Source organism: Sutcliffiella horikoshii, assembly GCF_021991925.1.
Classification (GTDB): Bacteria; Bacillota; Bacilli; order Bacillales; family Bacillaceae_I; genus Sutcliffiella_A; species Sutcliffiella_A horikoshii_F.
In genome coordinates, this window is the sequence record NZ_RXZI01000001.1 from 854,207 (window position 1) to 880,007 (window position 25,801).

The following is a 25,801-nucleotide window of genomic DNA, read 5'->3' on the forward strand; positions in this document are numbered from 1 at the left end:
TAAGGTTATTGTGATATTTAAACCGGTCATTGTGACATTTCGGATTTCGTAATAAAAATACAAAAAAAAAAGAGAGCAGCATTTAAGCTGCTCTCTCCACATATAAAAATGTATCAAACATCCAACTCCATATCCGTAGATGCTTTACTGTTATAGACTGAAGTATCCAGATCATTCGTTACCTTACTTGTGAGGACACCAGCTGTCATACTACCACTTACATTCACTGCCGTACGTCCCATATCAATAAGTGGTTCTACAGAAATCAACAAACCTGCCAGTGCAATCGGTAAGTCCATGGCAGAAAGCACAAGAATGGCTGCAAAAGTCGCACCGCCTCCTACTCCTGCTACCCCAAACGAACTGATAGCTACTATGACAATCAACATGAACAGAAACGATGGATCTAAAGGATTGATTCCAACAGTTGGTGCGATCATGACTGCCAGCATAGCCGGATAAACACCCGCGCAACCATTTTGACCGATGGATAATCCGAAGGATCCGGCAAAATTGGCAATTCCATCTGACACACCAAATTCTTTGGTCTGAGTCTTAATATTCAATGGTAAAGCTCCGGCACTCGTACGCGATGTGAAGGCAAACGATAGGACCGGAATCGCTTTACGCACATATGTCAACGGATTCAAGCCTGCAATCGCCAACAAAACTAAATGGATACCGAAAACAATTGCCAGTGCCACATAAGAAGCTGCTACAAATTGCCCTAGTTTCGCAATGGCTCCATAGTCACTCGTTGCGGTCACCCTTGTCATTAGTGCTAATACCCCATACGGAGTTAATCGAAGAATCAGTGTAACAACTCTCATGATGATGGTATAGAATGTATCTACTATTTTAGCGAAGGATTCCGCCTGTTCAGGGTTCTTACGTCTGACCCCCAAGTAGGCAATCCCGATAAAAGCGGCAAAGATGACTACTGCTATGGTGGATGTGGAACGTGCACCTGTGAAATCAAGGAACACATTGGATGGAATGAAGTCTAGCATCTGTTGTGGGAATGTTTTAGATGCAAGGTCCCCTGCTCGCTGCTCCATCTGTTCCCCTCTGGCTGTTTCCGCTTCTCCCTGTTCAATCTGAATTGCTTCCAAATCGAAGACAAGCGTGGTACCGATACCAACGGCCGCTGCCACAGCTGTCGTACCGATCAAGATACCAATGATCAATCCGCTGATTTTTCCGATGTTACTCTTTAAAGTAAGTCTTGTGAAAGCGGCAATGATACTGATGAACACCAAAGGCACGACAATCATTTGAAGAAATTTAACATACCCTGAACCTACAATGTTGAACCAGTCGATAGAACCAGTCAAAACTTCTGACCCTGATCCATAAACAAATTGGAGTCCAAGTCCAAAAACTATTCCAATCCCTAATGCGGAGAAAACACGCTTAGAAAAAGAGACGCCTTTCTTTTGCATTGTATAAAGCCCAAAGCAAAGTAAAAGTAATAAAATAATATTAAGTACAATAAACAAAGTATCCATACTCTCTCCCCCTTCTTACTTAATTAATTACTTTAATCCACTAAAACAACCCTGTCAAGTAGGAATTGGATAATAAAGAATATCTTTCCATGGGAAAATTATTCTTTAATACATTTTATGGGGCTTATTTACATACATGCCCTCAAAATTAAAAAGAGGCTGTCCTTTTTAATAGGACAACCCTTCATGTATTACTGCTCTTCCTCCACCATTCCTTCGAATGCTGCGGATACTTTATCAAATTCTTCGTCTGTTTCAATTTCAGAGAGTTCTCCATCTTCCTCTAGTTTAAGGAAGAAAATATCGACATCTCCAGTTGTTTCTTTCTCTATTTCTTCTACAAAACCGACTGCAACATAGACAGATCCTTCCACTTTCATCGTACCAAGGACTTCGAGTTCCTGTTCTTGGTCATTTTCATCTGTCACGATAAAGATATCTCCTACTTCTACCTTGTCCATAAATGCTATCTCCCTTCCATAATTGATTGCCTTAGTAAGTCATTCCCTATCTACCTTAATCTATACTTCATATGGAACGTACTAATCTTACCATATTGTGCTAATCTAATAATAGGGGAGAAAATAAAAACGAGCCTCCATCGCTAAAATGGAAGCTCGTTTTTTAGTGTGTTTTTAAAGGAACAAGCCACAACTGCCGTAACTTAGTATAAGAAAGTTTTAAACCACCACTCCTGAAAGTGGGTGTTCGCAAAAACATTCCTGTCGTCCTCTATCCATGGAGGCATGACATTCCTGCTTTTATATAAAACTCCCTAGCTAAGTATAAAGGTTAAAACTTTGTTATGGTTACGTACATCGTAGCTTGTTTCCCTATAGTACAGGAGAACGAGAGAAAATGCAAATGGTTTTGTTACAGAACGGTTTTGAAATGTTCTCCACAATAGGCAAGCACTGCCTGCTCTTCTTCTTCTTCCATTTCGAAATCCAGGGCTTTATTGGTATTCTCTTCGAGGAATTGGTACTGTGCAATACGGAACCCTGAATCATCTACTGCGAAGATTACTTTTAGATAAACTCCTTGCTCGGAGTACAACTCGTCCTCTTCATCAATTTCCAGGTCCAGAAAGAATTCGTATCTATCTCCCTCAATGATTCCTGTAGGGTCTTTTAGTTTTTCGACTTCATGTCCTTTAATGTTCATGGTTGAGGTCTTCCTTCCTATCTCTTGAAATTTTTATTGGTAAAATCTTTCTTACGTGCTTTATCTTTTCGCGCTTTGAGAATGTTCTTTTGGCGCTCTTCCTCATAATCGTCACGATCAGGAATACTGACACCCTTATATACTATCTTTTCTAATGGTGTACCTATCCCTTTCTCTATCATATGAAGAAAATCGACGTCTCTTGGTGCATAAAGCGTATAAGCTTCTCCAGCTCCGTTTGCACGACCTGTACGTCCGGTACGATGGATATAGGTTTCTAAATCCTGTGGGATATCATAATTATAAACATGTGTAACCCCTTCTACATCAAGACCACGAGCAGCCACATCTGTAGCGATCAAATATTGAAGTTTGGCTTCTCGGAACCATTTCATCGCTCTGTTACGTTTGGATTGAGGAATGTCCCCGTGCAATGCTTCACACTCGACACCTTGTTGTTTAAGGACTTCCGATAGTTTTTGTACCCTCGCCTTCGTGCGGCAGAAGATAATGGCTAGATAAGGATTTTGCTCTTTGATCAAATAAAGCATGGTACCTTCTTTACGGCGGTCAGTCGTTTCAACAGCATAATGGCTGATGGTTTCAACTGTCACTTGCTTTTCTCTTATTTCGATATGTTTTGGTTCCTTCATATATTTCTTTGCAAGTGCGTGTATTTGATCAGGTATGGTGGCGGAGAACAGCATTGTCTGACGGGAAGAAAAGGTTTCTGCTGTAATGGTGTCTATATCAGGAAGAAATCCCATCAATAGCATCTGATCCGCTTCATCAATAACAAGTATGGAGATGGTGGAAAGGTCAATGGTCCCTCTTCTTACATGATCCAATAGCCGACCTGGTGTTGCTACGACGATATGTTGTGCACCTTTCAACTTTTTCAGTTGGGATTCTACATCTTGACCACCGTAAACGGCGAGAACATTCAGGTCATCTATATTTTCCTTCAGTTTTTTCATTTCTTTTGTAATTTGATGGGCCAGCTCCCGCGTCGGTGTCAGGATCAATACTTGAGTATCGGGGTTATTTACATCTACTTTTTCTAATACGGGCAATACAAAAGCTAGTGTCTTCCCTGTTCCTGTCTGTGCCTGGGCGATTACATCATGGCCTTGAAGCACCGTAGGGATGGTTTTTTCTTGGATTGGGGTTGGAGTATGTATTCCCAAAGATTTTAAGGTGTGATTTATCTCTTTCCGCACCCCTAATTTTATAAAATCAGTCACTCTTATCACGTCTCTTTTCTAGTTTAAAGCTTGAATTAGCTCCAATTACTATACCATATTTTTAAAGCAAGCATACATAAAAACCGATCCACTAACAAGATCGGTTTTTACCATTCTATCCAATTTCATTTAAACCAACCCTTTTCCTTGGATTGGGTGATTGCTTCAATTCTGTTCTTAACTTCTAGTTTATCTAGTATGGTAGAGATATAATTTCTAACTGTACCGGATTTGATGCTCAGTTCATTGGCAATTTCTTGTGTATTCTTCCCGTCAGCAACCAGTTCGAGTACTGCTTTCTCTCTCTCTGTCAAAGGATTTTCTTCACCGTAAAAATCATCCATCAGTTCAGGGGCATATATCCGCCTTCCTGACATGATGCTTCTTATCGAGTTTGCCAGTTCTTCACTTGGGCTATCTTTCAATAAGTAACCAGTAACCCCCGCTTTTAATGCCCTTTGAAAATAACCTGTTCTTGCAAATGTAGTCAAAATGATTATTTTACAACCCAGACCTTTTAGCTCTTCTGCTGCTTCCAATCCGGTTTTTTCAGGCATTTCTATATCCATGATACAAACGTCTGGTTTTAACTTATGAAAAAGTTCCACTGCTTCGTCTCCATTACCTGCCATTCCAACAACTTCCATGTCATCTTCCAAATCCAGTAACGAACCTAAGGCCCCTAACATCATCCGTTGGTCTTCTGCTATTACTATACGTATCATACATGCTCCTCCTGTTCCCTCTGATTGACCATTTTGGGCACCTTTATGATAATAGTTGTTCCATTGTCACCCTCAATTTCCATCAAGCCGTTTACGAATTCCAAGCGTTCCTTCATCCCAAGGAGACCGCTTCCTTTGACGATGTCGTTTTCCTCCATCATGCCGATTCCATCATCCTTAATGGTAACCCTAATCTCATCACCAAGCTGTTCCAATTTAATATGGCAGATGGTTGCCTTACTATGTTTAACCACATTGGTGACGGCCTCTTTCAAACACATGCTCAATATGTTCTCCAAAAATAAGGAATTATTTTTTAATGGCAGGTCATGCTCCAATTTTAGCTCTATTTCTGCAGCGTCAAGTATCTGCCTTATTCTAATGAATTCCTCCTTCAACCGGATACCTCTCATCTGCGAAACCATCTGTCTCACTTCATTCAAAGCGGTCCGTGCTGTTTGTTGGACATCTTTTAGCTCTGATTTAGCCTGTTCAGGATTTTTGTTAAGAACCTTCCTCGCAAGATCGCTCTTCAGGCCTATCAATGAAAGTTTCTGACCAAGAGTATCATGTAAATCTCTGGCAATCCGTTGTCTTTCCTCTTGAATGATCAGTTCCGAAATTCTTTTATTTGCCACATCTAGCTGTTCTTCCAATTGGTCTTGTTTTCGTTTGTTATATAGGTTGAAAGGAAGCAATATTACTGCTATCCATATGATGACAACAAAAGGAATCTGCTGTAAAAACAATTCATCCCGCATGACAACATTTATATTGATGGCAACTGTGGTAGCTATTAAATGGATGATATATAAAACGATGAATGCTATTTTATTTTTAATCTTTCCATTGTAATAGGCAATGTAGAATGCAAAATAAATAAAATGAAATAAGATAGTCATGGTGATGGAAATCGCAATTAACAGGCAAGTCCATAAATAGACTGGCCACTTATTTGAGATGAAAGCAAATCTGTATGCCACAAAAAATAGAATTGTTAAAATAAAACCGATTATGACCTCCGTTGTAGAGGATGATTGAAAGATAAAATAGAAAGGGAGAATACTAAAAACACTCCAAATGTATGGAGAGATTCCTGACCCTTTTTGGAAAATAGAAAACCTTTTTCTCATAATGAACCCTCATTTTTCTATACTCTTTTCTCAAAAATTGTTGCTATTCTCTAGTAAAAAGTCAACATTGAACTTTTTACTGATTAGAAAGTTTAAAAGATGCATTAATTAATTTAGTACTGCAGGAAAAAAAGCGCAACAATAACAAATATAAAAACAACAAAGTTTACGAAAAGAGCTTTTTCTATGTTGTACAACTATTTTAACACACTTAAAAGGAAAGTTATGTAAGTTTGCAACGTTTTCATGATCAAAGTTATTTTACTTCATTTCCAAGCGGGAGACACAGTCATATGTGTCATGCCCCAATTATGACAAATGTCATGGGAAACAAAAACAGGCTTTCATCTTGGAAGATAAAAACCCGTATCGTGTCATTATTTAGTTTGTTGGATTCTTATCAAATCGTTTATTGGTTAATATATTCAACGCTGCCATCCCATCACTTGGACAGCCGTTCAAATGGTTGATCGGGAACAAGGAGAAGAAGATAAAATAGAATGAAAAATAGGTAAATTGGTAGAAAAAAATGCTCGGCTCGAGGACTCCATTTAAAATAAGTGTGTTCAAGATTAGAATGGACAAGATGTTGAAAATGGACCCTCCCAGGTAAACAAGTATTTTTTCTGGCTTAGTGGCTTTCTTACCGAGTGAAATATATTCACACCATCCGTCATAGAAATATAATTTTCTGATCCGGATGGAACCTATATTGAATAGAACGTTTCCAGTACCGATATGGACAATGACTTTGCCGCCAAAAACCTTTGCAAAGAAGTAATGCCCCATTTCATGGATAATGGTCACCATAGGCAATACCAGGAAAAAAGATAAGAAAAATTTCCATAAATCATTGAAGCCGAACAATAGAAGCACACCCTTTAACGAAGTAATAGAACTAAATAGTCCTACCATACCCGTTTTTCAAAAATCAAACTAAAAAATGATAAGAAAGTTGAAACTAAGTCAAAATCCCCATTTCCCTTCCAATAAAAAAACCGGATCTAAAGAGATCCGGTCAGTGTGTAGACAAAGTTTGATTGAAATCAACTTTCTTCTGCTTTTCAAAATGATTATTAGAGTAAATGGTGTCTTTAGCTGTAGCTTGGAACAAAAGGCGTAGACTCCAGCGGGGGAGTAGCGGCAATCTTGAGACCCCGCAACGAAAGTGAGGAGGCTCAAGGTCGCCCCGCGGAAAGCGGAGTCTTTTGTGGAAAGCAACAGCGGTGGTTTACAAACCCAATTAATCTTTAGATTTGCATTTAACTGTTGATTTTCGTTCTATGCGCTTCGCTTACCGAAGGGAATTCCGGAAGCCTCCTCGGGCTACGCCGAGGCCACTTAAAAGGTTTTAGGTCAATAGGCCAATTTAGATTTGATATTTTGTAGACAGCTGTTGTAAAAATCACTTGCTGATTTGAATTGGTTATTTTGGTAATAATACTTTGCCAACAGCTCTGTGTATTTATTGGTATACCTCTCGTTGCCTGCACTTCTGAAGTAAGGGAGTACCTGGTTCAAGATGTAATCTTCTATCTTGTCGCTCTTCTCCAAAAGGTAAAGGTGGGTGGTGAAATGAAGGATGTATTCTTTTAAGTTGATTCTCTCAGCCAAAGAAAGTCCCTGCTCTGCCCATTCTTTAGAAAATTCTTTTTGGTTTAAAATGTAATACTCTTCTACAAGGCCAAGAATTGAAAATACGCTTCTCTCTTCCCCCTTCTTTAATTTCAGTGATTCTAAATAATAAAAGATAGCTTCCTCTGATTGCTTCATATAAGATTTGATTTCCCCGAGATTATTTAAGGCCATGGATTCTAGGTATCTATCTTGTATGCTTTCCCCAATATTCTTTGCTGACAGATAGTGTTTCTCTGCCAGTTCAAAACGCTTGGAATAATTGTAGTTAATCCCTAAAATCACATGGCATTCAGCTGACCTTTTATTATGATATAGACCTTGGTAGATAGCCAGTGCTTTTTCAGCATAATAGATGGATTCAAACGAATCGCTCGTTTTTATCTTGGTCAATGCTACTTGGTAATACAATTCTGCTTTATCTTCATCTGAAATGAAAGGGAGCTTGTTGGATAAATTAAGGGCATGTTCAAGTGCAAGTGTGGATTGTAGAAAATTATCAGTCCTATAATAGTAGATTCCTAATGTCTTAAAATGAATATATTCTATAGAGGGGTTCAAACTTGTAGATAATACATCAATCTGTTTATATGTAGGCTCATAAAGCTTCTTATCATTTACCAACATGAAATATTTCAATTTAACCACAAGAAAAAACAATAATAACTCTTCAGGTATGTTTTCCTTCCCAATGCTGAATTCATCATTTAAATAGATATATTTTTCTTTCGCGCCTTTCTTATCTTGTTTTACCGTACAATCATAAATGGAGTACAGCAGCTCTTCGAGTGGAGATGTGATATTTCTCGTGTAATCTGCTCTTGATTTGTGGTGCAATTCACCGGTTAAATTAACAGTGCCAACGATTCTATTATCTTTACTAGAATTCAGTGAAGATTTGTCCAGTGACAGACCCATCGTATGATTGTTTATATTCCTCATCGCAAACACCCTTTGTGTGAATTATAAGAATATTTTATCACCTTATTCAGCATAATTATACAATTTTCCATTAGTTTCTATGTTTTTTCTTACATTTTTATTATAACTAGTGTAATAGGTGTCAAACTTTAGTCCATAATTTGTTCATAGGTAGTTAGGAGACTTAAAATGTCACAATTTAGCCGAAACTTTGCCATAAAGATGTCATAAACAAATGCCATTACCCGGTTTTTCTTATTCTTTATAGGGAATATACTAGAAAGAGAGTTTGCTCAGATTTAATATTGTGAAGTATTGAGCAAACTGTTGTATAATGTGAGAGAGCATAAATTAACGAACTATGTTGAATGTGTTTAAAAGGAGTGAATATGGATGTTGGAATACGATCCGGTCTTATATAGTCGAATACTAACCGGTATTACATTGGCTGTTCATGCCATTTTCGCGACTGTCGGTGTAGGGGTCCCCCTCATGATCTTGTTAGCGGAATGGATGGGAATAAAACGCAACGATGAACATTATCGCCTGCTTGCAAGACGCTGGGCCCGGGGGTTCGTTATAACCGTAGCAATCGGAGTGGTAACAGGTACCGCTATTGGTCTCCAATTGAGTTTGCTCTGGCCTAATTTCATGCAAATGGCGGGCCATGTCATAAGCTTGCCTTTGTTTATGGAGACGTTCGCCTTCTTCTTTGAAGCTATCTTTCTAGGTATTTATCTTTACACATGGGATCGTTTTAAAAAGAAAATCTATCATTTCTTTATTTTGATACCAGTTGCACTTGGAGCCACTGCTTCCGGATTTTTCATCACCACGGTAAATGGTTTCATGAATGCCCCTAGAGGATTTGATTTAGAAAATGGAGTACTGACGAATATCCGGCCATTAGAAGCGATGTTCAATCCAGCGACCCCAACAAAGGTTGCGCATGTGTTATCATCCGCCTATTTGACGACCGCCTTTTTGCTTGCTGCAATTGCAGCATTTGCACTACTACGAGGAAAAGATCATGTTTATCATAAAAAAGCTTTGCACTTAACCATGACTGCAGCGGCGGTATTCGCTATCTCCACAGCAATGATTGGAGATTTTTCAGGTAAGTATCTAGCAAAATATCAACCAGAAAAACTAGCTGCGGCAGAGTGGCATTTTGAAACATCAACCGAAGCACCCCTGATATTGGGTGGGGTCCTGCAAGATGATAATAAGGTAAAGTATGCATTGGAAATTCCTTATGCATTAAGTATATTAGCTCATGGCTCTCCCGATGCCGAGGTAATTGGTCTGGAAGAATTCCCTGAAGAAGAACTTCCCCCACTGATTGTGCATTATTTCTTTGACTTGATGGTGGGAATCGGAATGTTTCTTGCATTGGTTTCTATCTTATACGTCCTATTTGCTAGGGTCAGAAAGTGGAATCAATGGAACAAGCCTTTATTATGGGCAATTGTTGCTGGCGGTCCATTGTCCCTCTTGGCAATTGAAATGGGATGGTTCTTCGCTGAACTAGGCAGGCAGCCATGGCTTCTTGTCGGTTATATGACAGTGGAGGAAGGCGCAACAACTTCTGAACATGTAGACCTGATGATTGTATTGTTTGTCCTTCTTTACATTGTCTTATGTACCACATGTGCGACCGTCCTAAGGAAAATGTTCAAAAATAACCCCGTGGAGAAAGAGCTCCGCGACAGGGGCATGGAGTAAGGAGGATGACGGATGAGCTATGAAGTGATTGGAATTACAGTATTGTGGACATTTCTTTATGGATACCTGATTGTTGCCTCCATCGATTTTGGAGCAGGCTTCTTCAGTTATTATTCTACCATCACGAAAAAGAATCACTTGATCAACAAAGTGATTGTCCGTTACCTCTCCCCTGTTTGGGAGGTAACAAATGTATTTCTTGTATTCTTCTTTATTGGAATCGTAGGCTTCTTCCCTTCTACCGCCTATTATTATGGAACGACCTTATTGGTTCCAGGTAGTATAGCCATTGTATTACTTGCCATTCGAGGATCTTATTACGCATTCCATCACTATGGGGAAAAAGGGAACATCTTTTATCAGGCTTTATATGGTGCGACTGGATTATTGATTCCTGCTTCCCTATCTGTTGTACTGACAATCTCAGAGGGTGGTTTTATCTACAAGTACGAAGATACAGTGTGGCTTGATTATGCAGCATTGTTCACCAGTTTCTATTCCTGGGCCGTCGTCATATTGGCACTAGTAAGTGTTCTTTACATCTCTGCTTATTTCCTTGCATACTACGCCAAAACAGCCCGAGATGAAAAAGCTTTTGAGGTATTGAGGAAATATGCATTAAACTGGAGCCTTCCGACCATTTTGGCCAGTGTTCTCGTTTTCTTCGCTTTAAGCGATCATAATCCAGTACATTTTGATAAAATGTTGGAGCTTTCCTGGATGTTCAGTCTCTCGTTCCTCTTTTTCCTTGGAGCAGTGTTTCTTATGTGGAAAAAGAAACGTCTTGGTGTGGCATTCATTTTGGTCATGCTGCAGTTCGCAACGGCATTCTTCGGTTACGGGGCATCCCATATGCCGTACCTTTTATACCCGTACTTGACCATTTATGATGGATTCACTAATGAAGCAATGGCGATAGCGTTAATTACCGCGTTCATTGCCGGGCTTTGCTTACTGATTCCTTCATTATATCTATTGATGCGTTTGTTCCTATTTGATAACAAATACGTCCAGGGAAAAAAATAAGGAGGTTCATTCCATGGAAAACTTCTTGATCATGTATGCTTCACCATTAATTGTCGTTACAGGTGTTTTCCTTTTGTTCTTATGGGGAGCTAAGGGGAAGGAAAAATATAAATAAATAATGAATAAAACAGCCCCGCCGGTTATACGGCAGGGCTGTAAGACTTTAGAAAAAGATAGTTTGTTTTCAGGATGTGCAATAAAACGGAGATCAACAGTCATATACAAATCTAAAGATAATTAGCAGTCTGACAGCCCTCCAGTATTTATTGTAGGGCTGTTTTCACTTAAATTGTAAAATGTTAAAGGCGTACATTTACACATCCAGATTTTTATCGTCTGAAACCGGTGTCGGTTTCTTTTTAAGTAACGGAATGATTAGTGACAACAAAGCGACACCTATCAATGTAGCGGAGATAGGACTTTTTAGAAAGACCAACCAGTCTCCATTTGAAATGGTCAGGGATTGGCGCATGGCCTGCTCCATCATGCCGCCAAGAATGAATGCGAGAATGAACGGTGCTGCAGGAAAGGAGAAAATTCTCATCAAAAATCCTGCTACTCCGAATAATAACAATATATATAAATCAAAGGTATTGAAGCTTATCGCATAAACTCCGATAAGACTGAACATGATGACCAAGGAGATCAATAATGGCCTTGGAACCTTTAGTACCTTGGCTATATATGGGATAAGCGGGAGATTCAATACCAATAAAAACACATTACCTATATACATACTTGCGATAATTCCCCAGAACACTTCAGGGTTATCCTGCACCAGTAATGGGCCTGGCTGTACACCTAAAACAAGGAAGGCACCAAGAAGGACAGCAGTTGTACCCGATCCAGGAATACCTAAACTAAGGAGGGGAACAAAGGCCCCGCCTGTCGCCGCATTGTTCGCTGCTTCAGGTGCAGCAAGACCTTTTATGGAACCCTTCCCGAACTCTTCTGGCTTTTTCGCAATTCGTTTTTCTGTCACATAAGCAATAAAAGATGCAATTGTCGCCCCTGCGCCAGGTAAGACACCAAGCAAAAATCCTAGAAACGATTGCCTCGTAACAGGTCCCTTCATTTCATTGACATCTTCTCTGGATAGCTTCAGGCTGCCAATGTTTCCACTCATTCCCCCTGAACTGTCTTTACGGTTGAAGATCAAAATACAAACTTCTGCCAGTGCGAATAGTCCAAGGGCGATCACAAGAAAGTCTATCCCTTCAAGGAGATTGATGTTCCCGAAAGTGAAGCGCTGTGTTCCTGTTTGGGCATCTATGCCAATTGTTACCGCCATGAAACCTAATACTGCAGAAATCATTGCTTTTATTGTGGATCCATCAGACAAACTTGATATGGCAGTCAGGCCCATCAGCATCAAAGCGAAATACTCTACAGGACCGAAAACGACAGCGACAGAAGCTAATAATGGGGTAAAGAGCATCAACAGAATAACACTGATGGTACCTCCCGTGAAGGAAGCGATGGCAGCAATGGCCAAAGCTTTTCCTGCCTTCCCCTGTTGTGCCATTGGGTATCCATCAAACGCGGTTGCGACTGTACCAGATATTCCAGGTGCATTTAATAGAATGGAGGAGGAAGATCCTCCAAATACTGCTCCATAATAGACCCCTGCCATCATGACCAATGCCAACGCCGGGTCCATGCTGTATGTGACGGGAATCATGATGGCAATCGCACTGATTGGTCCCAGACCCGGCATCATCCCAATAAAGGTCCCGATAAACACCCCTAAAAATACAAATAAAATACCCTCGATACTAAATGCGACTTGAAACCCGGAAAAAAGACCTTCCATGGAACCCATGTCTCTCACCTCCTAAAATGGTAACACTCCTGGTGGTAAATGAATAAGGAGCAAGTAATTGAACAGAAAATATAAAAGCAACGAAAAAATGATTGCCACTATGGCACTTACTTTATATTTTTTATATCCAAGAAACGAAGAACATGTAAAAACAAACGTTGCTGTCATTATGACAAAACCTACTATTTCAAGTAAAAAAATATAGATTAAGATAAACCCTGCGACAACTAGCAGAACATAAAGTTCCTTCTTAGGGATCGTTCTTTTTTGTTTTTCTTGTTCGGTTTCTTCTTTTTTCTGGACGAAAAGTAAAATGGACAATAATAAAAGTAAGAATCCCAATCCCTTCGGTACGACATCTGCATCGACTAACGCATATGGGTAACTGGGGATCTGGTAGCTTAAAAACAGGTACACTCCTGCAAAGAAGGCTAGGGCCAATCCAAGTTTACGATTTACCGGTTTTAGTATCATGTAACTCCCCCCAATCCATAGGAGCCGCTCCCTCGTATTACAGGGTAGCGGTCCACCTATTTTTCTTTAATTTCCGAGCCCCAATTCTTCCAATAAGGCTTGCATTTCTTCATTCTCCTTTTTAAGAAATTCCTGATATTCCTCCCCTGTCATGAAAAGCTCATTCCAGCCGTATTTCTTTCTGATTCCATCCCACGCATCTGATTCGTTTAATTTTGAAAATTTATCTACATAATAGGCCACGGCTGCTTCATCCATATTGGCTGGGCCAAAGAATCCTCTCCAGTTCACGAAGGTTTCATTTATTCCCTGTTCCTTGGCAGTTGGAAAGTCAGAAAGGACCTCTCCCTCTAGACGTTCTTCAGCTGTTATGCCTAATACCTTGATTTTCCCTGCTTTCACCTGCTCCACCGTCTCTGCGGTACCGGCGGAATAGACATCTACACTTCCGTTAAGTAATGCCGTCAAGGTTCCGCCCTCTTGTTCGGATACATACTTGACCTTGGTGATATCCACACCTGCTGCTTTAGCTATTTTGACAAATTGGATATGATCCATGCTACCAGGAGAAGATACACCGATAACCGTGATGCTCGCTGGATCTTTTCTCATATCTTCAAATAACTCATTTAAATTATTCCACTTAGCATCAGCCCGTACTGCAAAAGCACCGTAGTCCGCGATAACATTGGCAAGCGGAGTGAAATCTTCATACGTATTATCTGATTGTCCGTTAAGTGGGACCAATAATAATGGCGGAGAAGAAACAAACAGATGGTGTGGATCCGCCTCTTTCTTTGCGATGTAAGACCAAGCAACAGCACCGCCGCCACCTGGCTTATTGACAACTGGCATTCTCTTATCAATCAATTCCTCCTGCTCAAATGTTTGAGCTACCATCCGAGCAGTTGTATCCCATCCTCCTCCTGCCCCGGCTGGTGCTACCATTTCTATTGGTTTCTGAGGAGACCAGGTACCATCCGCACTTGTTCCCCCTGTTGAGCTGGAGCAAGCTGCTGTCACGGATAATAATAATGTTAACCCCACTGCACTTGCTTTGTTTTTCCATTTCATTTTCATCTACTAACTCCCCTTTGCTATTGTCTTGTATGTGATTGTAAAGAATATTCTTATAAATGTAACCGTTTACAAAATAAGCGATATAAAAGATATATTAGTTATTTTGTTCATTTTGTTCACGGGAGGGTTTGCCCAAATGTACATAAAAAAAGAGGCCGCCCTTAGGAATTCCCTTTAGGACAACCTCTATATTTAGCAGCTTTTATCCCCTACCCGACCTCAATGCCTCCAATGTTTCCTTGTAAAAAGAATCGCTGTGTGGAACAAACATACTTTTATCCACTTTCATAGTAACCTTACTTCTCTCGCCGTGGGCATTTTCCTTTATTCCTTCCATTTCTACATGCGTCTTTTTTCCGAACCATAGATGGTAAAAGTCCTCTAAAGGAACCATAAAAATCCCACTAACCTCTTCTGCTTGCAGAGTAAATGCCTCTAATGGTATGTACTCCTTTAACAGATAAACATGGGCATGCTCTCTATCGATAAAACCTTCCAATTCTTTTTCATAAGGGATGACACCCAGGTATGACAGTTCATCCATGCCAACTTTTATACCTATTTCTTCTTCTACCTCCCTGATCCCATCTTCCACTTTTTCATGTGATAACAGATGTCCGGCCGCTGTGATATCCAATAAGCCTGGGTAATCTTTTTTATCCTTGCTTCTCAATTGAAAATAAAGATATTCTTTGCCATGTAACTCAGCTTTTATCCAGCAATGAAAAGTCTCGTGCCAATGCCCCTTAATATGTACTTCATCTCTTGATGCAGTGCCCAGATATTTTCTTTCTTTATTGAAAATCTTTAAATTCTCCATTGTCTCATTGTCCTATCCGATAATATTTTCTTTCGGGTCTCCCTACCATGCCGTATTCTAACTCAGCTTTTGCTTTATCCAGAGAAATCAAGTACTCAAGATACCTCCTTGCTGTTGTCCGGGATGCCCCCATCAGTTCTCCCATTTGTTCGGCTGTCCATCCATCATGGTGATACCTATCAAGGAGTCCTTCCACTTTTTCCAAGGTTAATTGGTCAATTCCCTTAGGGAGAGAATCCTTCTGCTTTTCTCGTTCCATCGAACCGTTTCTATGAAAAAACTGATCAATAACTGTTTGATCATAGGATTCCTTCTCTTTAATGAAAGCTTTTCTCTCAAGATATGATTTTATGGCTTGTTGAAATCTTTCAAACGTTACCGGTTTGATTAAGTAATCGACCACTCCATATTTCAGAGCCACTTCCACCACCGCTTTTTCAGTTGCTGCAGTTATCATGATGACGTCCACCTCGGGGAATCTCTCGCGGATGAGCGGTAGCAGAGAAACTCCACTTTCATCAGGCATGAAATTATCCAAGAGGATAAGATCAATTTCCCCTTTTGCAAGTTGATCCATCGTTTGCGAAGCATTTAGCGCTTTATTAACCACCCTTACTCCTTCTACCTTTTCTAAAAATTGTTCATGAATGCTCGCAACCCGAAAATCATCTTCTGCTATTGCTACATTTATCATTTCTTTCACCTCCATAGGTATTATTTTTAGGGAGGTATACGGTGAACACCGTTGAATTTTCCAAGGTTCTTTGAACTTCTACCGTTCCACCCAACTGTTCTACTTCCTTCTTCACGATAGCAAGGCCGAATCCCCTTGGCTGAACAGCTTGTTTGGTACTATATCCCTTCCCGAAAATCAAATCTATTGTTCCATCTGGAAAACCTGGTCCATTATCACTTATCTCCAAAATTATGTCGTTTCCATAATCAATAGCAAAAAAGGACACCATTCCATCCTCTACTTCCTCAACGGCCTCCAAAGCATTATCTAGCAAGTTACCCACAATGGCCACTAAACTAGAAAACTCTATTTTAGAAGGTATTACTTGGACTGAACTTTCTTCATTAAGTTGGAGAAGTTTCTTTTTTTCTGATGCGACAGCAAGCTTCCCAAGCAGGATGACCTGAAGTTTCTCGTCCTTTATCCTGTCAAATAAGATATCATTTCGTTCCTGATTAACCTTATACTCTTTTTGGATCCACTCCAAAGCTTCTTGAAACCTTCCTAACTCTAGCATCCCTGATATGACGTAAAGCTTATTTGTAAATTCATGGGTCTGAGCTCGCAATTCTTCCGAATATTTTTTTACCTCCACCAAGGTGTGAAGCAACTTTTTCATATCTGTTTTATCACGAAAGCTGGATACGACACCGACCACAATTTCTTTTTCCATAATAGGAATCCTGTTGACGATTACGTCTTTATCAAATAAATAGATCTCTTTGTTCTCCTGTGGATGCCTTGTTCGGGCAACCTCCATTATATCAGTATCAGGTACGATGTCGGTTATTTGTTTATGCAGCAGTTCTTCTTCCCGCAGCTCTAAAATATCAAGTGCAGAAGGGTTAACCATGGTAACGTACCCATTAGAGTCAACGGCAATGATTCCTTCCTTTACTGATTCTAAGATGGCATTTCTTTCCCTGTATAAGGTAGCGATTTCATGGGGTTCCAGACCGAGTATATCTTTTCGGATGTTCCTAGCAAGCAAATACCCTCCAACCACTCCGATATTAATTGCCAGCAGAGCGATCAGCGATATTTCCGCCAACTTTTCTTCCATCCGACTTTTTAAATTCTCCATGAGAAAACCGACCGATACAACCCCGATGATCGTTCCATCATTTGAAATAATAGGAGCTTTCCCTCTGATGGATAACCCAAGTGAACCTGTCGCTTCTGATATATAAGCTTTCCCTTCTTCCAAGGCCCTTAAATTATCTCCCCCCACCATCTTTTGTCCGATTTTCTCAATATCTGGATGGGTATAACGAAGGCCTTGAGTGTTCCCAATCACCACAAATTGAGCGTCTATCTCCTGCTGGATTTTTAATGTCAGCGGCTGCAGCGCTTCACTCGGATTGTCCGATTCCATTGCTTCTTGTACCTCTGGCATAAAGGAGATCGTTTTAGCAATTTGGAGAGCTCGGTTGCCGGTATTCGTTTTAAGCTCATTCATCTCTAAGTAAAAGAAAACGCCGCATATTACAACAATGATGCCGATGAGTAACGTCACAATGAGGATGATTATCTTTGTTTGCAGACGTACCGGTTTTATATGTAGTCTCATCCTGATCTCCCCCTGATTTCCTTTTATTTTATAATAATTGGTTTTATTATTCTATGTATTTCGATATTTAGGGCGCGGGAAATAATCTATCGTCAAAAACTTCTGGAGTTTTAGTAGAATAACGACGGATTAACCTGTTTGTATTTGTTTGTTTTTCTAGAATAATAACGTTCTCAAATCAATAATACTTTTTTAATATTATTTCCCACTCTTGTATTTCTCAAAAAAAAGCGACCCATTTTTTGAGTCGCTTTAAATATTTAACATACTGAATCCGTTGGCTTGGGGTTCTTTAAACCGAATAATGGTCTGATAAATACAGCCAGTAGTGTACCGAGCATGGCCATGACCATCCATACCCAGCCATGTAAGCTGAAGGATGCTATACCGCCAAAATATGCCCCGATATTACAACCGAAAGCAAGCCGTGCCCCATACCCCATCAGTAGTCCCCCTACAATGGAGGCACCGGCTATGCCGGGCTTTATTTTCTTAGGCTTAAAGGTACCTTGAGCAGTAGCTGCAATGAATGCCCCGAGTATAATACCAAAGTTCATCACACTTGTAGAGTCAGCAAGAACGGTCTGTGTCAATGCCACTCCATTTTCTCCGGCAAAGTAGCCCCAGCTCGTAACGTCCACCCCTACGGCCATCAAAGCTTTCCCTCCCCATAGGGCAAATGCGGAAGTGATGCCCCAAGGGTTTCCGCGAATCACCAGAGTAAGTGCGTTGAGTATTGCCAATATAATGGCTGCCGCAAATAGAGGCCAAGAACCTCGAACTACTTTTTTCCAACCTGTCGTGGTTGCTAAAGGCTTCATTTGTGGCGGCTTCTTATTCCTTGCAATCTGCACCGTGATCCAATAGATTCCTGCGAAGATAAGCATTTGAACAACCCAGCCGCCAAAGAACCCCAGTCCTGTAGACTCTGCAAGGGAAATCGGCGGAAGTGCCGGGGTATCTTCCATCCAGAATGTAAAATGATATGCACCAATAACAGAACCTACTATAAAAGAAGCCAATGTCAAAATCATGGAGGACGATCCCCCACCGACTGAATATAATGTTCCTGATGCACAGCCGCTTCCGAGCTGCATGCCAATCCCGAATATAAAAGCACCTACAAGTACACTTATTCCTACAGGCGATACATATCCTGCCGGCGTATTACCTGTAAAGCTGAATCCTGTGCTTAAAATGATGGCAAACAAGGTGGTTGCCACTGCTAGCATCAGCATATGCGCTTGCAAGCCTTGAACATTGCCGACAGACATTAATCGTCTGAATGCGGAAGTGAAGCCAAACCTTGCATGAAGCAGTGTCATACCCAGTGCCACTCCGATAATATAGAGTGCCCCCTGTATCCAGTCTGTTGTTGCGACTATGGCAACCAGCAAAAGAAACCCGGCTCCCAATCCAAGAGTTAAAAATGGTTTTTGCATGGGGTTTAACTTAGTCACGATGGTTGTCTTCGGTTTTTTCCGATCAACGGGATATTCCGAAGTTGTAGTTGTATAAGCCATACTATAATCACACCTTATCCTATTGTTTTTATCGGAATTTATATTAGTTGATATAATAACTTTTTTCCTTATAGTTGTAAACCATCAAGCTTATATTCTATATTTCTTTAAAAATTTGACAATTTCATCTACTTATCTATAATTCGATTAATCTATCGAATTCTTTTTATGTTGATTAAATAGTCGAATTGAAATACAATACATAGAAGATACTATCATGTATAGAAGTTCGAAAGGATGTAGTAGATGAAAAAGCCGGTATCCATATTAATCATGGATGTTACAAATTCTTCAAATAACTGGAAGGAGATCATAGGTTATCTAGAGGAAGTGGAAGGAATTACGCAAAAGTGGACAAGAGGATTGCCTAGTGCCAAAGTGAAGCATCGTCTGGGAGACGAAATGGTAGGGATATTCGACCACTTCTCTACCGCATACACTATTGCTTTTTATATCAGTCAACTTTGGAAGTACAGAGAGCAACCACCCTATTTTGGTATTACCTTTGGTACAGTGGAGGAAGATATTAAGCATATTGATCTTGATAAATGGAATCATCCATTAATGGGTCTTGCTCGCAGTGCAAATGACAAAATAAAACATTCTGTTCAGAGGACCTCCATTCTCTTTTTACCAGAGGGTGAGTTAATGACCAAACCCTCCCTGGACATGGCAAACCTGTTGTTGGCTTATCAGCAAAAATTAATGAGTGAACAAACTGAGCTACAGCATTTGATAATGAAGCTCTTTACGATATTGGATGAGCAAAAAGCAATAGCAAGATTAGTAAATAAGTCTCCTTCTACTATCTCCAGTCACTATAAGAAAGGCAATTGTGAGATAATATTGAAAACCCTTAAAACCATCCAGGAAACGCTAGACCAGCTCGAAGCAACTATATTACAGAACAACCCACATAATATCACAAAAGAATTGACGAAAACGATAAAAAACCAGCTTCAACAGAATTTGAACATTATAATCCCTTGAACTGGAAAGTTAGGAGCGGTTTAAATGATTCTCTTGTGCCTTATCTTAGCCCATTTGGTAGCTGATTTTTATTTGCAGACAGAGAAAATGGTGAAGGAGAAACGAAAATATTTCAACATCCACCTGACGCATCATGCGGTTATATTCTTCCTCTCCCTTTGTATTCTGTTTTTCTTGCAAGGACAAAATTTTTTAAATGAGGTGGTCATCCCCTCCCTTCTTTTGGTATTTTTTCATGGTATCATCGACTTTCTTAAAATTTCCTTGCAGGAGAAAAGTGCCAAATCAATCCAGAGAAACGCTTGGAATCTAGGACTGTTCATAGGTGATCAAGCCTTGCATATCTTAACTATTTTGGCAGTTTGCTATTTTACTTTACAAGTAGATTTACATGCCTTGACCAATGAGATACTAATTATGCTGAAATTAATTGATGGAATAAAGCCAGAGCCCGGGCTTATAAACACTCTGCTCTTTGTACTAATCATATTCATCATATGTACCACAGTAACTGGCCACTTTATCCGTATCATGCTGGGTTCCCTTACCAAGCATATTTCTCTATTCGAAGGGAAATATACCTTGCGCGATCTGGCCGTTAGCCCTAATAGTGAAAAGAACATGTCGGAAGAATATACCTATATGGTGATGAAACACCAGGATCTTTCTCGCGGTAAAGTAATCGGCTATCTGGAGCGTTTGCTTGTGGTAGCGTTGATACTTATGGGGTCCTTTCATGCAGTTGGCTTCATCGTCGCTGCTAAATCTCTTACGCGCTTCAAACAGATGGATGATCGGGACTGGGCCGAATACTTCCTGCTCGGAACCCTGACCTCCTTTCTTTTGGCCATTATTTATGGAGTCATTTTGAAGATTGTGTTGTTTGGATAGAAAGTAGTGAAACATTATGAGGACCTCTGTTCTAGCGATTTCGCGTTCCAGGGGGCTTCAATTGCTGGATGAGGACCTCTGTTCTAGAGTTTAAGCTTACCAGGGGGCTTCATAGGCATAATGAAGACCTCTATTAAGAAGTTTACGCTTGGCTGAGGTCTTCATCATCCTCTCTGTTTCTGAATTTTAATAACCCATAAGATGGCCCTAGCTAGATGAGCACTTCTATTTATACTCTATGCTTATCACATTTCAAGGACCTTCCAATTTAATAGAGTCATGCAAAAAAATGGTAAAAAACAAGGTTAAACACCCTGTCCGAATCTATCATTATTCATATGATAGAGAAAAAGGGGGTGACAATATGTTACGTTATTACCAATATGTCACAAGATTAAGAGAAAACCTGATTCAAGAGGGTGAAGAATGCTTGGCAAGACGAGTAAAATTGGCCAAGAAAGTCATTAAGAGGGTAGCTAGACGCTTGGATGATCTGAATGACTGATCCACCATAAAGGGCAGTCCAGGGGAAGGCTCATTCAAGGTTAGAATGATAAACAGCACCCCCAAAATAAGGTGCTGTTTTTTGTTACATATTTTTACTTTGTTGAAGGAGCTTGGATTCTCCTGTTCGCTCCCACTCTTCTACAGTTTCATACGCTTGCTGAGGGGAATAACCTTTTCCGACAAGTACACCCATCAGGATGAACTCTTGAAGAATATGAACCGCATTTATTCCTCTTTTAACATCTTCTAATCCTTCTTTTACCAAGAATTCAGTGTGCTGAACCCATTCATCCGGTGTTTTCCCACCTATGACGGTAGCCCCATCATCATGTTCCTCTGCGGCCTCCGCATCCGCTTTGGTTGGATGGACCGTACCAAACGGATGGTTAGGAGGAGCATAGATGGAGTATAGTTTTAGCGGGGTATTGCCGGTATTCGTTAGATTATGCCATGTGCCAGCAGGAATCACTATTGCATAATCATCCGATACCATTTTCTCAAAGCTTAGATTATCCTTAGTGTCACCCATTTGAACCAGTCCCTGCCCTTGTTCCAAACGCAGGAACTGATCAACATCGGGATGCATTTCTAACCCGATATCTTCTCCGGGATTTAAGCTCATTAATGTAATCTGAAACAGTGACCCCGTCCATAATGCAGTACGAAAGTTATTATTTTGCAAGGTGAGTTCGTTTATATCTTCTGCAAAAGGATTTGGTCCGTAGTCCTTTAATTCAACTGCTCTATGACTGTTTGAGAAATAATTTGGATTATAATTGTTTGCATATGGCCAGTAATTATTTCTTAAATAGTTATGGACAGGCGGATTCTGCGTATATGCATATGGATAAGGATACATTTGTGGAGGATAATACATATTTTCAACTCCTTTGAATTTCATTAGATTATCCTATGCCGATTGTTTGGGAATGTACGTTGTAAGGGTTGTTTAAATTTTGGGCCGTGAAAAAAATCCGTAAAAAAGCCTATTTCTCCGTAAAAGAAATAGGCTTTTAAATAGTTATTCTTTTTTAAAGTCTTTTGTACTTCTTACAGTATCAATAGGTCTGACAAGCTTCTCGATTTGTTCGCGCTTTGGTTCAAGGAACGGAGGTAAAGAAAGCTTCTCCCCTAACGTTTCATAAGGCTCATCACCCATAAAGCCCGGGCCGTCTGTAGCAAATTCAAATAATATTTGCGGTGCAACCCTTGCATACAAGGACTCAAAGAAATAGCGATCTACATGTCCGGATGTATTAAAACCGAACCCCTTCAATCTCGCATCCCACTCATCTATCACAGAGCGGTCTTTCACCCGGAATGCAGCATGATGTACGGTCCCGAAACCTTGCTGGGCTTGAGGTAGCTTATCATTATGTTCTACAACCACTCGTGCCCCGTTGCCCCCTTCTCCTACCTCGAATAAATGGGTGTCACCGTCTTGTGCAATTTCTTTGAAAAGTAATACCTTCTCTAATACTTCTTTAAAGAAATCAAAATTTGCGACACGAATGTGGAGAGGCCCTAATCCAGTGATTGCATATTCTAAAGGTATCGGCCCCTTTTGCCATGGTGTGCCCGGCTCTACCCCACTGTTGTTTTCATCTGAAACCAATTGGTATTGCTGATCGTCAAAATCAACGAAAGAAAGAGCTTTTGTCCCAAACTGATCTTTGATACCATTGTGCTTTACATTTAGTCGGTCGAAACGATCCACCCAATATGCTAAAGCATTATCTGATGGAACTCTGAAGCCGGTTCTGAAAATCTCATTTGTCCCATGGCTTCCTTTTGGAATGCCAGGGAAATCAAAAAATGTCATGTCCGTTCCGGGGCTCCCCGTATCATCCGCAAAAAACAGATGATATGTCTGGATGTCATCCTGATTTACTGTCTTTTTAACAAGCCTCATCCCTAAAACATAGGTAAAAAATTCATAGTTCTTTTCCGCGCTGCTTGTTATCGCTGTTACGTGATGGATCCCTTTTAAACCGTTTATCATATATGGTTCTCCCCTTTTTATAAAATAAGGTTATGGCAATTATCTTGAATTCGAGATAATTATATCGTGGTTGGATGGAGATGTCAAATTGGTGGTGTGTGGATAATTAGAGGATAAAGGTTGTACCTTCTATTCTTAGTGTTACCGGTAACCTCGAGTCCCATCGCAGTTAGTATTCTTTTCATACTATTATTTGATGGTACGAGTAAAAACTCTCTCCCCTCTTGATTAGAAATGCTCTCGTTAAACAATAAACAATAATCTCTTAACGCAGGAATATGTGCATCTTTTGATTTGAAGTTACAGAAATCACAGCGCCAAAATGCATGAGCCCTTTTCATTGGTATAGCAAGGCAATTTGAGCATTGTACGCCGAATAAAAGCTCTTTTGAATCGATGTTAAGCTGTCTTAAGGTTATGGTTGGTTTGACTTTATGATGCTTGATTATTAAGCTGGCAAGGTTTTTAGTTTCTGATGGGGAAAGAATCGCTCGGTTGAAGATTGTATGTTGTTGTTCGATTTTCGCAGGAAGAAAATGGCTGTGTATGACCTTTTGAAAAGTTGTCCTATCTCCAGGGTCAACTTGGATCATGGAAGAGGGATTAGAGATGACGACAAGAGAGGTAAGCGGGATGGATGGGAAATCAAATTGTTTAATCCATTGTTTAAGGAATCGTTCTTGGTTGCTGACCTGGATGATTGGACATTGATAATAATACTCAATTCCCATATATGTCTGAGTCAGCTGATTGAAACTCCTGTCAAAGTGAATGGTCCCACTCATATTCTTTACTTCCAACAGTAAAATGAAGTTGGTAGACAGCAGTAAAGAATCAATATGGAAATTTTGATTCTGAAATTGTAAGCTGATGGAATGGAGAATGAGATAGTCTTGATCGGGAAGGATGCTTAGGGGGTAATCAATGGAGGTTTCACCTTTATAACCTTTAGTATATTTGGCAATCAATTCCTTTACGCGAGGTATTGAAGGGTGGTCTTCCTTCAGCCGTCTTTCAATAGCCTTTAAAAATAAAATATTAACAGGAAAATCTCTCTTTTTTACTATCATCTTTGACCTCCAATTTTTTTATTCTATTCTAAATTATATAGGAGTGACAGGGATATGTCCCTAACTAAATGAAGGAAATGGCGCGTTTTTCAAATCGGGCGGTAATTTGAATTTACGGGCGATTTTTAATAAATACGGGCGAAAATCCGAAGAATCGGGCGCTTTTAAATTTTTACGGGCGAAAATCCAACTTTACGGGCGAAAAATGAGTACAATCGGGCGAACGCTTAAATTATAAAAGTTCGCCCAAAGAGGCTGTCCCCCAGCCCCACCTCTATGGCGATTCCCTCAAATGATTCCATACTCTAGTAAGCAACTACTCTTCCACAAAGAGCCGTCCCCCCCTTCTCCCACTACAACTCATACTCCCACTCTTCCTTCATCTGAATATAAAGCTCGAGCAGCATATCTTCCAATTCATCATAATGTTTACTAGAAGGGTCCAGATCAATCTTTGGAAACAGGATATCTGCCAATTTACGAGTCAAAACGATTCTGTCATCTGTGTTTAAAGAGTCAAAACGTTCTGCGTATGTCTTCAAAAGTTTCCATTCTTTTGCACCTAAGGCTCTCAAAGCCCCTTCTTCTACTAGGCCGCCCTTCGCGCCAAGTCCTTTTTCAGCAATTAGTTTGTCTAGCTTTGAAGCCCTCTTTTTCTTTTTCCCTCTTCTTTCATGAACGACGATGGTGCCAGCCACCAGGTCTCCAAGGCGTTTGTGCTTGGAATGGAAAAAGATCATCAACATCCCCACCAGGTAATTGATCGGCAGCATATCTATGATTCGCAGAAAATTTCGTATTAAGCTGGATAACAATGTAATACTATGCCCATTTTCTTGTATAACGCGGATGCCGAGCGCTTTTTTTCCAAGTGTCCGTCCGCCTGTAAAGTATTCTAGGAGGAAGTAATAGCTCCAATTTAGGACAAACATGATTATGAGGACTCCTGCAAACAGATAGGATGGAATATCCGACTGAAAATAATCGAAAAAGCTGGCATTTAGTCCGAATATCAGTGAGATCACAATAAGAATATTGATGGCTATCAATATGAGTGAATCAATAATAAAGGCGGCTGCCCTGCTGCCTAAGCCTGCTGCCTGGAATTGCAGGGATACATATTCAGGAGTTTTGATATCCACTTGTTCTGTGTTCAAGATGATTCCCTCTTTCTATGGATAAATTTAACTAAGAAGTGTTTCTATTTTTCTATAATATTACTATAATGGAGTAGA

At 40.1% G+C, this 25,801-nt stretch carries 25 protein-coding genes and 1 other RNA gene; 6 read left to right on the forward strand and 20 right to left on the reverse strand.

From position 1 onward, the window contains the following. Positions 1 to 113: 113 nt before the first annotated feature. The 9 genes from EKQ44_RS04205 to EKQ44_RS04245 all read right to left on the reverse strand — a co-directional run bounded on the left by EKQ44_RS04205 (position 114) and on the right by EKQ44_RS04245 (position 8,351). Positions 114 to 1,508, reverse strand: a complete 1,395-nt coding sequence (locus EKQ44_RS04205) for an L-cystine transporter (protein WP_237662292.1) — start codon at positions 1,506 to 1,508, stop codon at positions 114 to 116. 191 nt (positions 1,509 to 1,699) lie between these two features. Next, entirely contained in the window at positions 1,700 to 1,969 is a 270-nt protein-coding gene (locus EKQ44_RS04210) for a DUF1292 domain-containing protein (protein WP_237662293.1), read from the reverse strand. A gap of 180 nt (positions 1,970 to 2,149) precedes the next feature. Continuing rightward, positions 2,150 to 2,338: non-coding RNA, 6S RNA (ssrS, locus tag EKQ44_RS04215), on the reverse strand. 43 nt (positions 2,339 to 2,381) lie between these two features. Further along, a complete protein-coding gene (locus EKQ44_RS04220) occupies positions 2,382 to 2,672 on the reverse strand; it encodes a DUF6509 family protein (RefSeq protein WP_237662294.1) in 291 nt (96 codons plus the stop codon). A 17-nt stretch (positions 2,673 to 2,689) separates the two neighbouring features. Then, positions 2,690 to 3,916 carry a DEAD/DEAH box helicase gene (locus EKQ44_RS04225; protein WP_237662295.1) on the reverse strand — a complete coding sequence of 409 codons (1,227 nt, stop codon included), beginning with the start codon at positions 3,914 to 3,916 and terminating at the stop codon, positions 2,690 to 2,692. A 125-nt stretch (positions 3,917 to 4,041) separates the two neighbouring features. After that, a complete protein-coding gene (locus EKQ44_RS04230) occupies positions 4,042 to 4,641 on the reverse strand; it encodes a response regulator transcription factor (RefSeq protein ID WP_237662296.1) in 600 nt (199 codons plus the stop codon). After that, positions 4,638 to 5,774 (reverse strand): sensor histidine kinase, encoded by a 1,137-nt coding sequence (locus EKQ44_RS04235; RefSeq protein ID WP_237662297.1) that lies wholly within the window; start codon positions 5,772 to 5,774, stop codon positions 4,638 to 4,640. Before EKQ44_RS04235 ends, EKQ44_RS04230 begins: the two co-directional genes overlap by 4 nt. Before the next feature lie 381 nt (positions 5,775 to 6,155). Continuing rightward, complete coding sequence (locus tag EKQ44_RS04240) at positions 6,156 to 6,641, reverse strand: zinc metalloprotease (RefSeq protein WP_237662298.1); 486 nt, start codon at positions 6,639 to 6,641, stop codon at positions 6,156 to 6,158. 489 nt (positions 6,642 to 7,130) lie between these two features. After that, entirely contained in the window at positions 7,131 to 8,351 is a 1,221-nt protein-coding gene (locus tag EKQ44_RS04245) for a tetratricopeptide repeat protein (RefSeq protein WP_237662299.1), read from the reverse strand. Between the two features lie 372 nt (positions 8,352 to 8,723). On the opposite strand from EKQ44_RS04245, the gene EKQ44_RS04250 reads away from it, so the two are divergent. From EKQ44_RS04250 to cydS, 3 genes are read left to right on the forward strand one after another with little or no spacing between them, the layout of a single operon-like run. Next, positions 8,724 to 10,055 (forward strand): cytochrome ubiquinol oxidase subunit I, encoded by a 1,332-nt coding sequence (locus EKQ44_RS04250; protein ID WP_237662300.1) that lies wholly within the window; start codon positions 8,724 to 8,726, stop codon positions 10,053 to 10,055. 12 nt (positions 10,056 to 10,067) lie between these two features. Then, the gene (locus tag EKQ44_RS04255) at positions 10,068 to 11,081 is read left to right on the forward strand and encodes a cytochrome d ubiquinol oxidase subunit II (protein ID WP_237662301.1); all 1,014 of its coding nucleotides are present in this window, start codon (positions 10,068 to 10,070) and stop codon (positions 11,079 to 11,081) included. A gap of 13 nt (positions 11,082 to 11,094) precedes the next feature. Beyond that, positions 11,095 to 11,196 (forward strand): cytochrome bd oxidase small subunit CydS, encoded by a 102-nt coding sequence (gene cydS / locus EKQ44_RS21615; protein ID WP_414491241.1) that lies wholly within the window; start codon positions 11,095 to 11,097, stop codon positions 11,194 to 11,196. Positions 11,197 to 11,394: 198 nt separating this feature from the next. Here cydS and EKQ44_RS04260 read toward each other — a convergent pair whose 3' ends face one another. The 7 genes from EKQ44_RS04260 to EKQ44_RS04290 form a co-directional block, all read right to left on the reverse strand. Continuing rightward, positions 11,395 to 12,903, reverse strand: coding sequence for a tripartite tricarboxylate transporter permease (locus EKQ44_RS04260; protein ID WP_237662302.1), 1,509 nt, complete (start codon positions 12,901 to 12,903; stop codon positions 11,395 to 11,397). Between the two features lie 12 nt (positions 12,904 to 12,915). Continuing rightward, the gene (locus EKQ44_RS04265; protein ID WP_237662303.1) at positions 12,916 to 13,377 is read right to left on the reverse strand and encodes a tripartite tricarboxylate transporter TctB family protein; all 462 of its coding nucleotides are present in this window, start codon (positions 13,375 to 13,377) and stop codon (positions 12,916 to 12,918) included. Positions 13,378 to 13,443: 66 nt separating this feature from the next. Next, the gene (locus EKQ44_RS04270) at positions 13,444 to 14,457 is read right to left on the reverse strand and encodes a tripartite tricarboxylate transporter substrate binding protein (protein WP_237662304.1); all 1,014 of its coding nucleotides are present in this window, start codon (positions 14,455 to 14,457) and stop codon (positions 13,444 to 13,446) included. 202 nt (positions 14,458 to 14,659) lie between these two features. Continuing rightward, positions 14,660 to 15,277, reverse strand: coding sequence for an NUDIX hydrolase (locus EKQ44_RS04275; protein ID WP_237662305.1), 618 nt, complete (start codon positions 15,275 to 15,277; stop codon positions 14,660 to 14,662). Between the two features lie 4 nt (positions 15,278 to 15,281). Further along, positions 15,282 to 15,971, reverse strand: a complete 690-nt coding sequence (locus EKQ44_RS04280; protein ID WP_237662306.1) for a response regulator — start codon at positions 15,969 to 15,971, stop codon at positions 15,282 to 15,284. Next, positions 15,943 to 17,583 (reverse strand): ATP-binding protein, encoded by a 1,641-nt coding sequence (locus EKQ44_RS04285; protein ID WP_237662307.1) that lies wholly within the window; start codon positions 17,581 to 17,583, stop codon positions 15,943 to 15,945. Before EKQ44_RS04285 ends, EKQ44_RS04280 begins: the two co-directional genes overlap by 29 nt. A 260-nt stretch (positions 17,584 to 17,843) precedes the next feature. Beyond that, complete coding sequence (locus EKQ44_RS04290) at positions 17,844 to 19,106, reverse strand: YeeE/YedE family protein (RefSeq protein ID WP_237662308.1); 1,263 nt, start codon at positions 19,104 to 19,106, stop codon at positions 17,844 to 17,846. Between the two features lie 246 nt (positions 19,107 to 19,352). Here EKQ44_RS04290 and EKQ44_RS04295 point away from each other — a divergent pair, with 246 nt between their 5' ends. The 3 genes from EKQ44_RS04295 to EKQ44_RS04305 all read left to right on the forward strand — a co-directional run bounded on the left by EKQ44_RS04295 (position 19,353) and on the right by EKQ44_RS04305 (position 21,492). Beyond that, the gene (locus EKQ44_RS04295; RefSeq protein WP_237662309.1) at positions 19,353 to 20,096 is read left to right on the forward strand and encodes a hypothetical protein; all 744 of its coding nucleotides are present in this window, start codon (positions 19,353 to 19,355) and stop codon (positions 20,094 to 20,096) included. A gap of 24 nt (positions 20,097 to 20,120) precedes the next feature. Next, positions 20,121 to 20,987, forward strand: coding sequence for a DUF3307 domain-containing protein (locus EKQ44_RS04300; RefSeq protein ID WP_237662310.1), 867 nt, complete (start codon positions 20,121 to 20,123; stop codon positions 20,985 to 20,987). Positions 20,988 to 21,351: 364 nt separating this feature from the next. Beyond that, a complete protein-coding gene (locus EKQ44_RS04305; protein ID WP_237662311.1) occupies positions 21,352 to 21,492 on the forward strand; it encodes a hypothetical protein in 141 nt (46 codons plus the stop codon). A gap of 84 nt (positions 21,493 to 21,576) precedes the next feature. On the opposite strand, the gene EKQ44_RS04310 is transcribed toward EKQ44_RS04305, so the two are convergent. The 4 genes from EKQ44_RS04310 to EKQ44_RS04325 form a co-directional block, all read right to left on the reverse strand. Next, a complete protein-coding gene (locus EKQ44_RS04310) occupies positions 21,577 to 22,371 on the reverse strand; it encodes a cupin domain-containing protein (RefSeq protein WP_237662312.1) in 795 nt (264 codons plus the stop codon). A gap of 144 nt (positions 22,372 to 22,515) precedes the next feature. Continuing rightward, positions 22,516 to 23,493 (reverse strand): ring-cleaving dioxygenase, encoded by a 978-nt coding sequence (locus EKQ44_RS04315; RefSeq protein WP_414491248.1) that lies wholly within the window; start codon positions 23,491 to 23,493, stop codon positions 22,516 to 22,518. Positions 23,494 to 23,579: 86 nt separating this feature from the next. Continuing rightward, positions 23,580 to 24,566 (reverse strand): nuclease-related domain-containing protein, encoded by a 987-nt coding sequence (locus EKQ44_RS04320; protein ID WP_237662314.1) that lies wholly within the window; start codon positions 24,564 to 24,566, stop codon positions 23,580 to 23,582. 353 nt (positions 24,567 to 24,919) lie between these two features. Then, entirely contained in the window at positions 24,920 to 25,723 is an 804-nt protein-coding gene (locus EKQ44_RS04325; protein ID WP_237662315.1) for an RDD family protein, read from the reverse strand. Between the last annotated feature and the right edge of the window lie 78 nt (positions 25,724 to 25,801).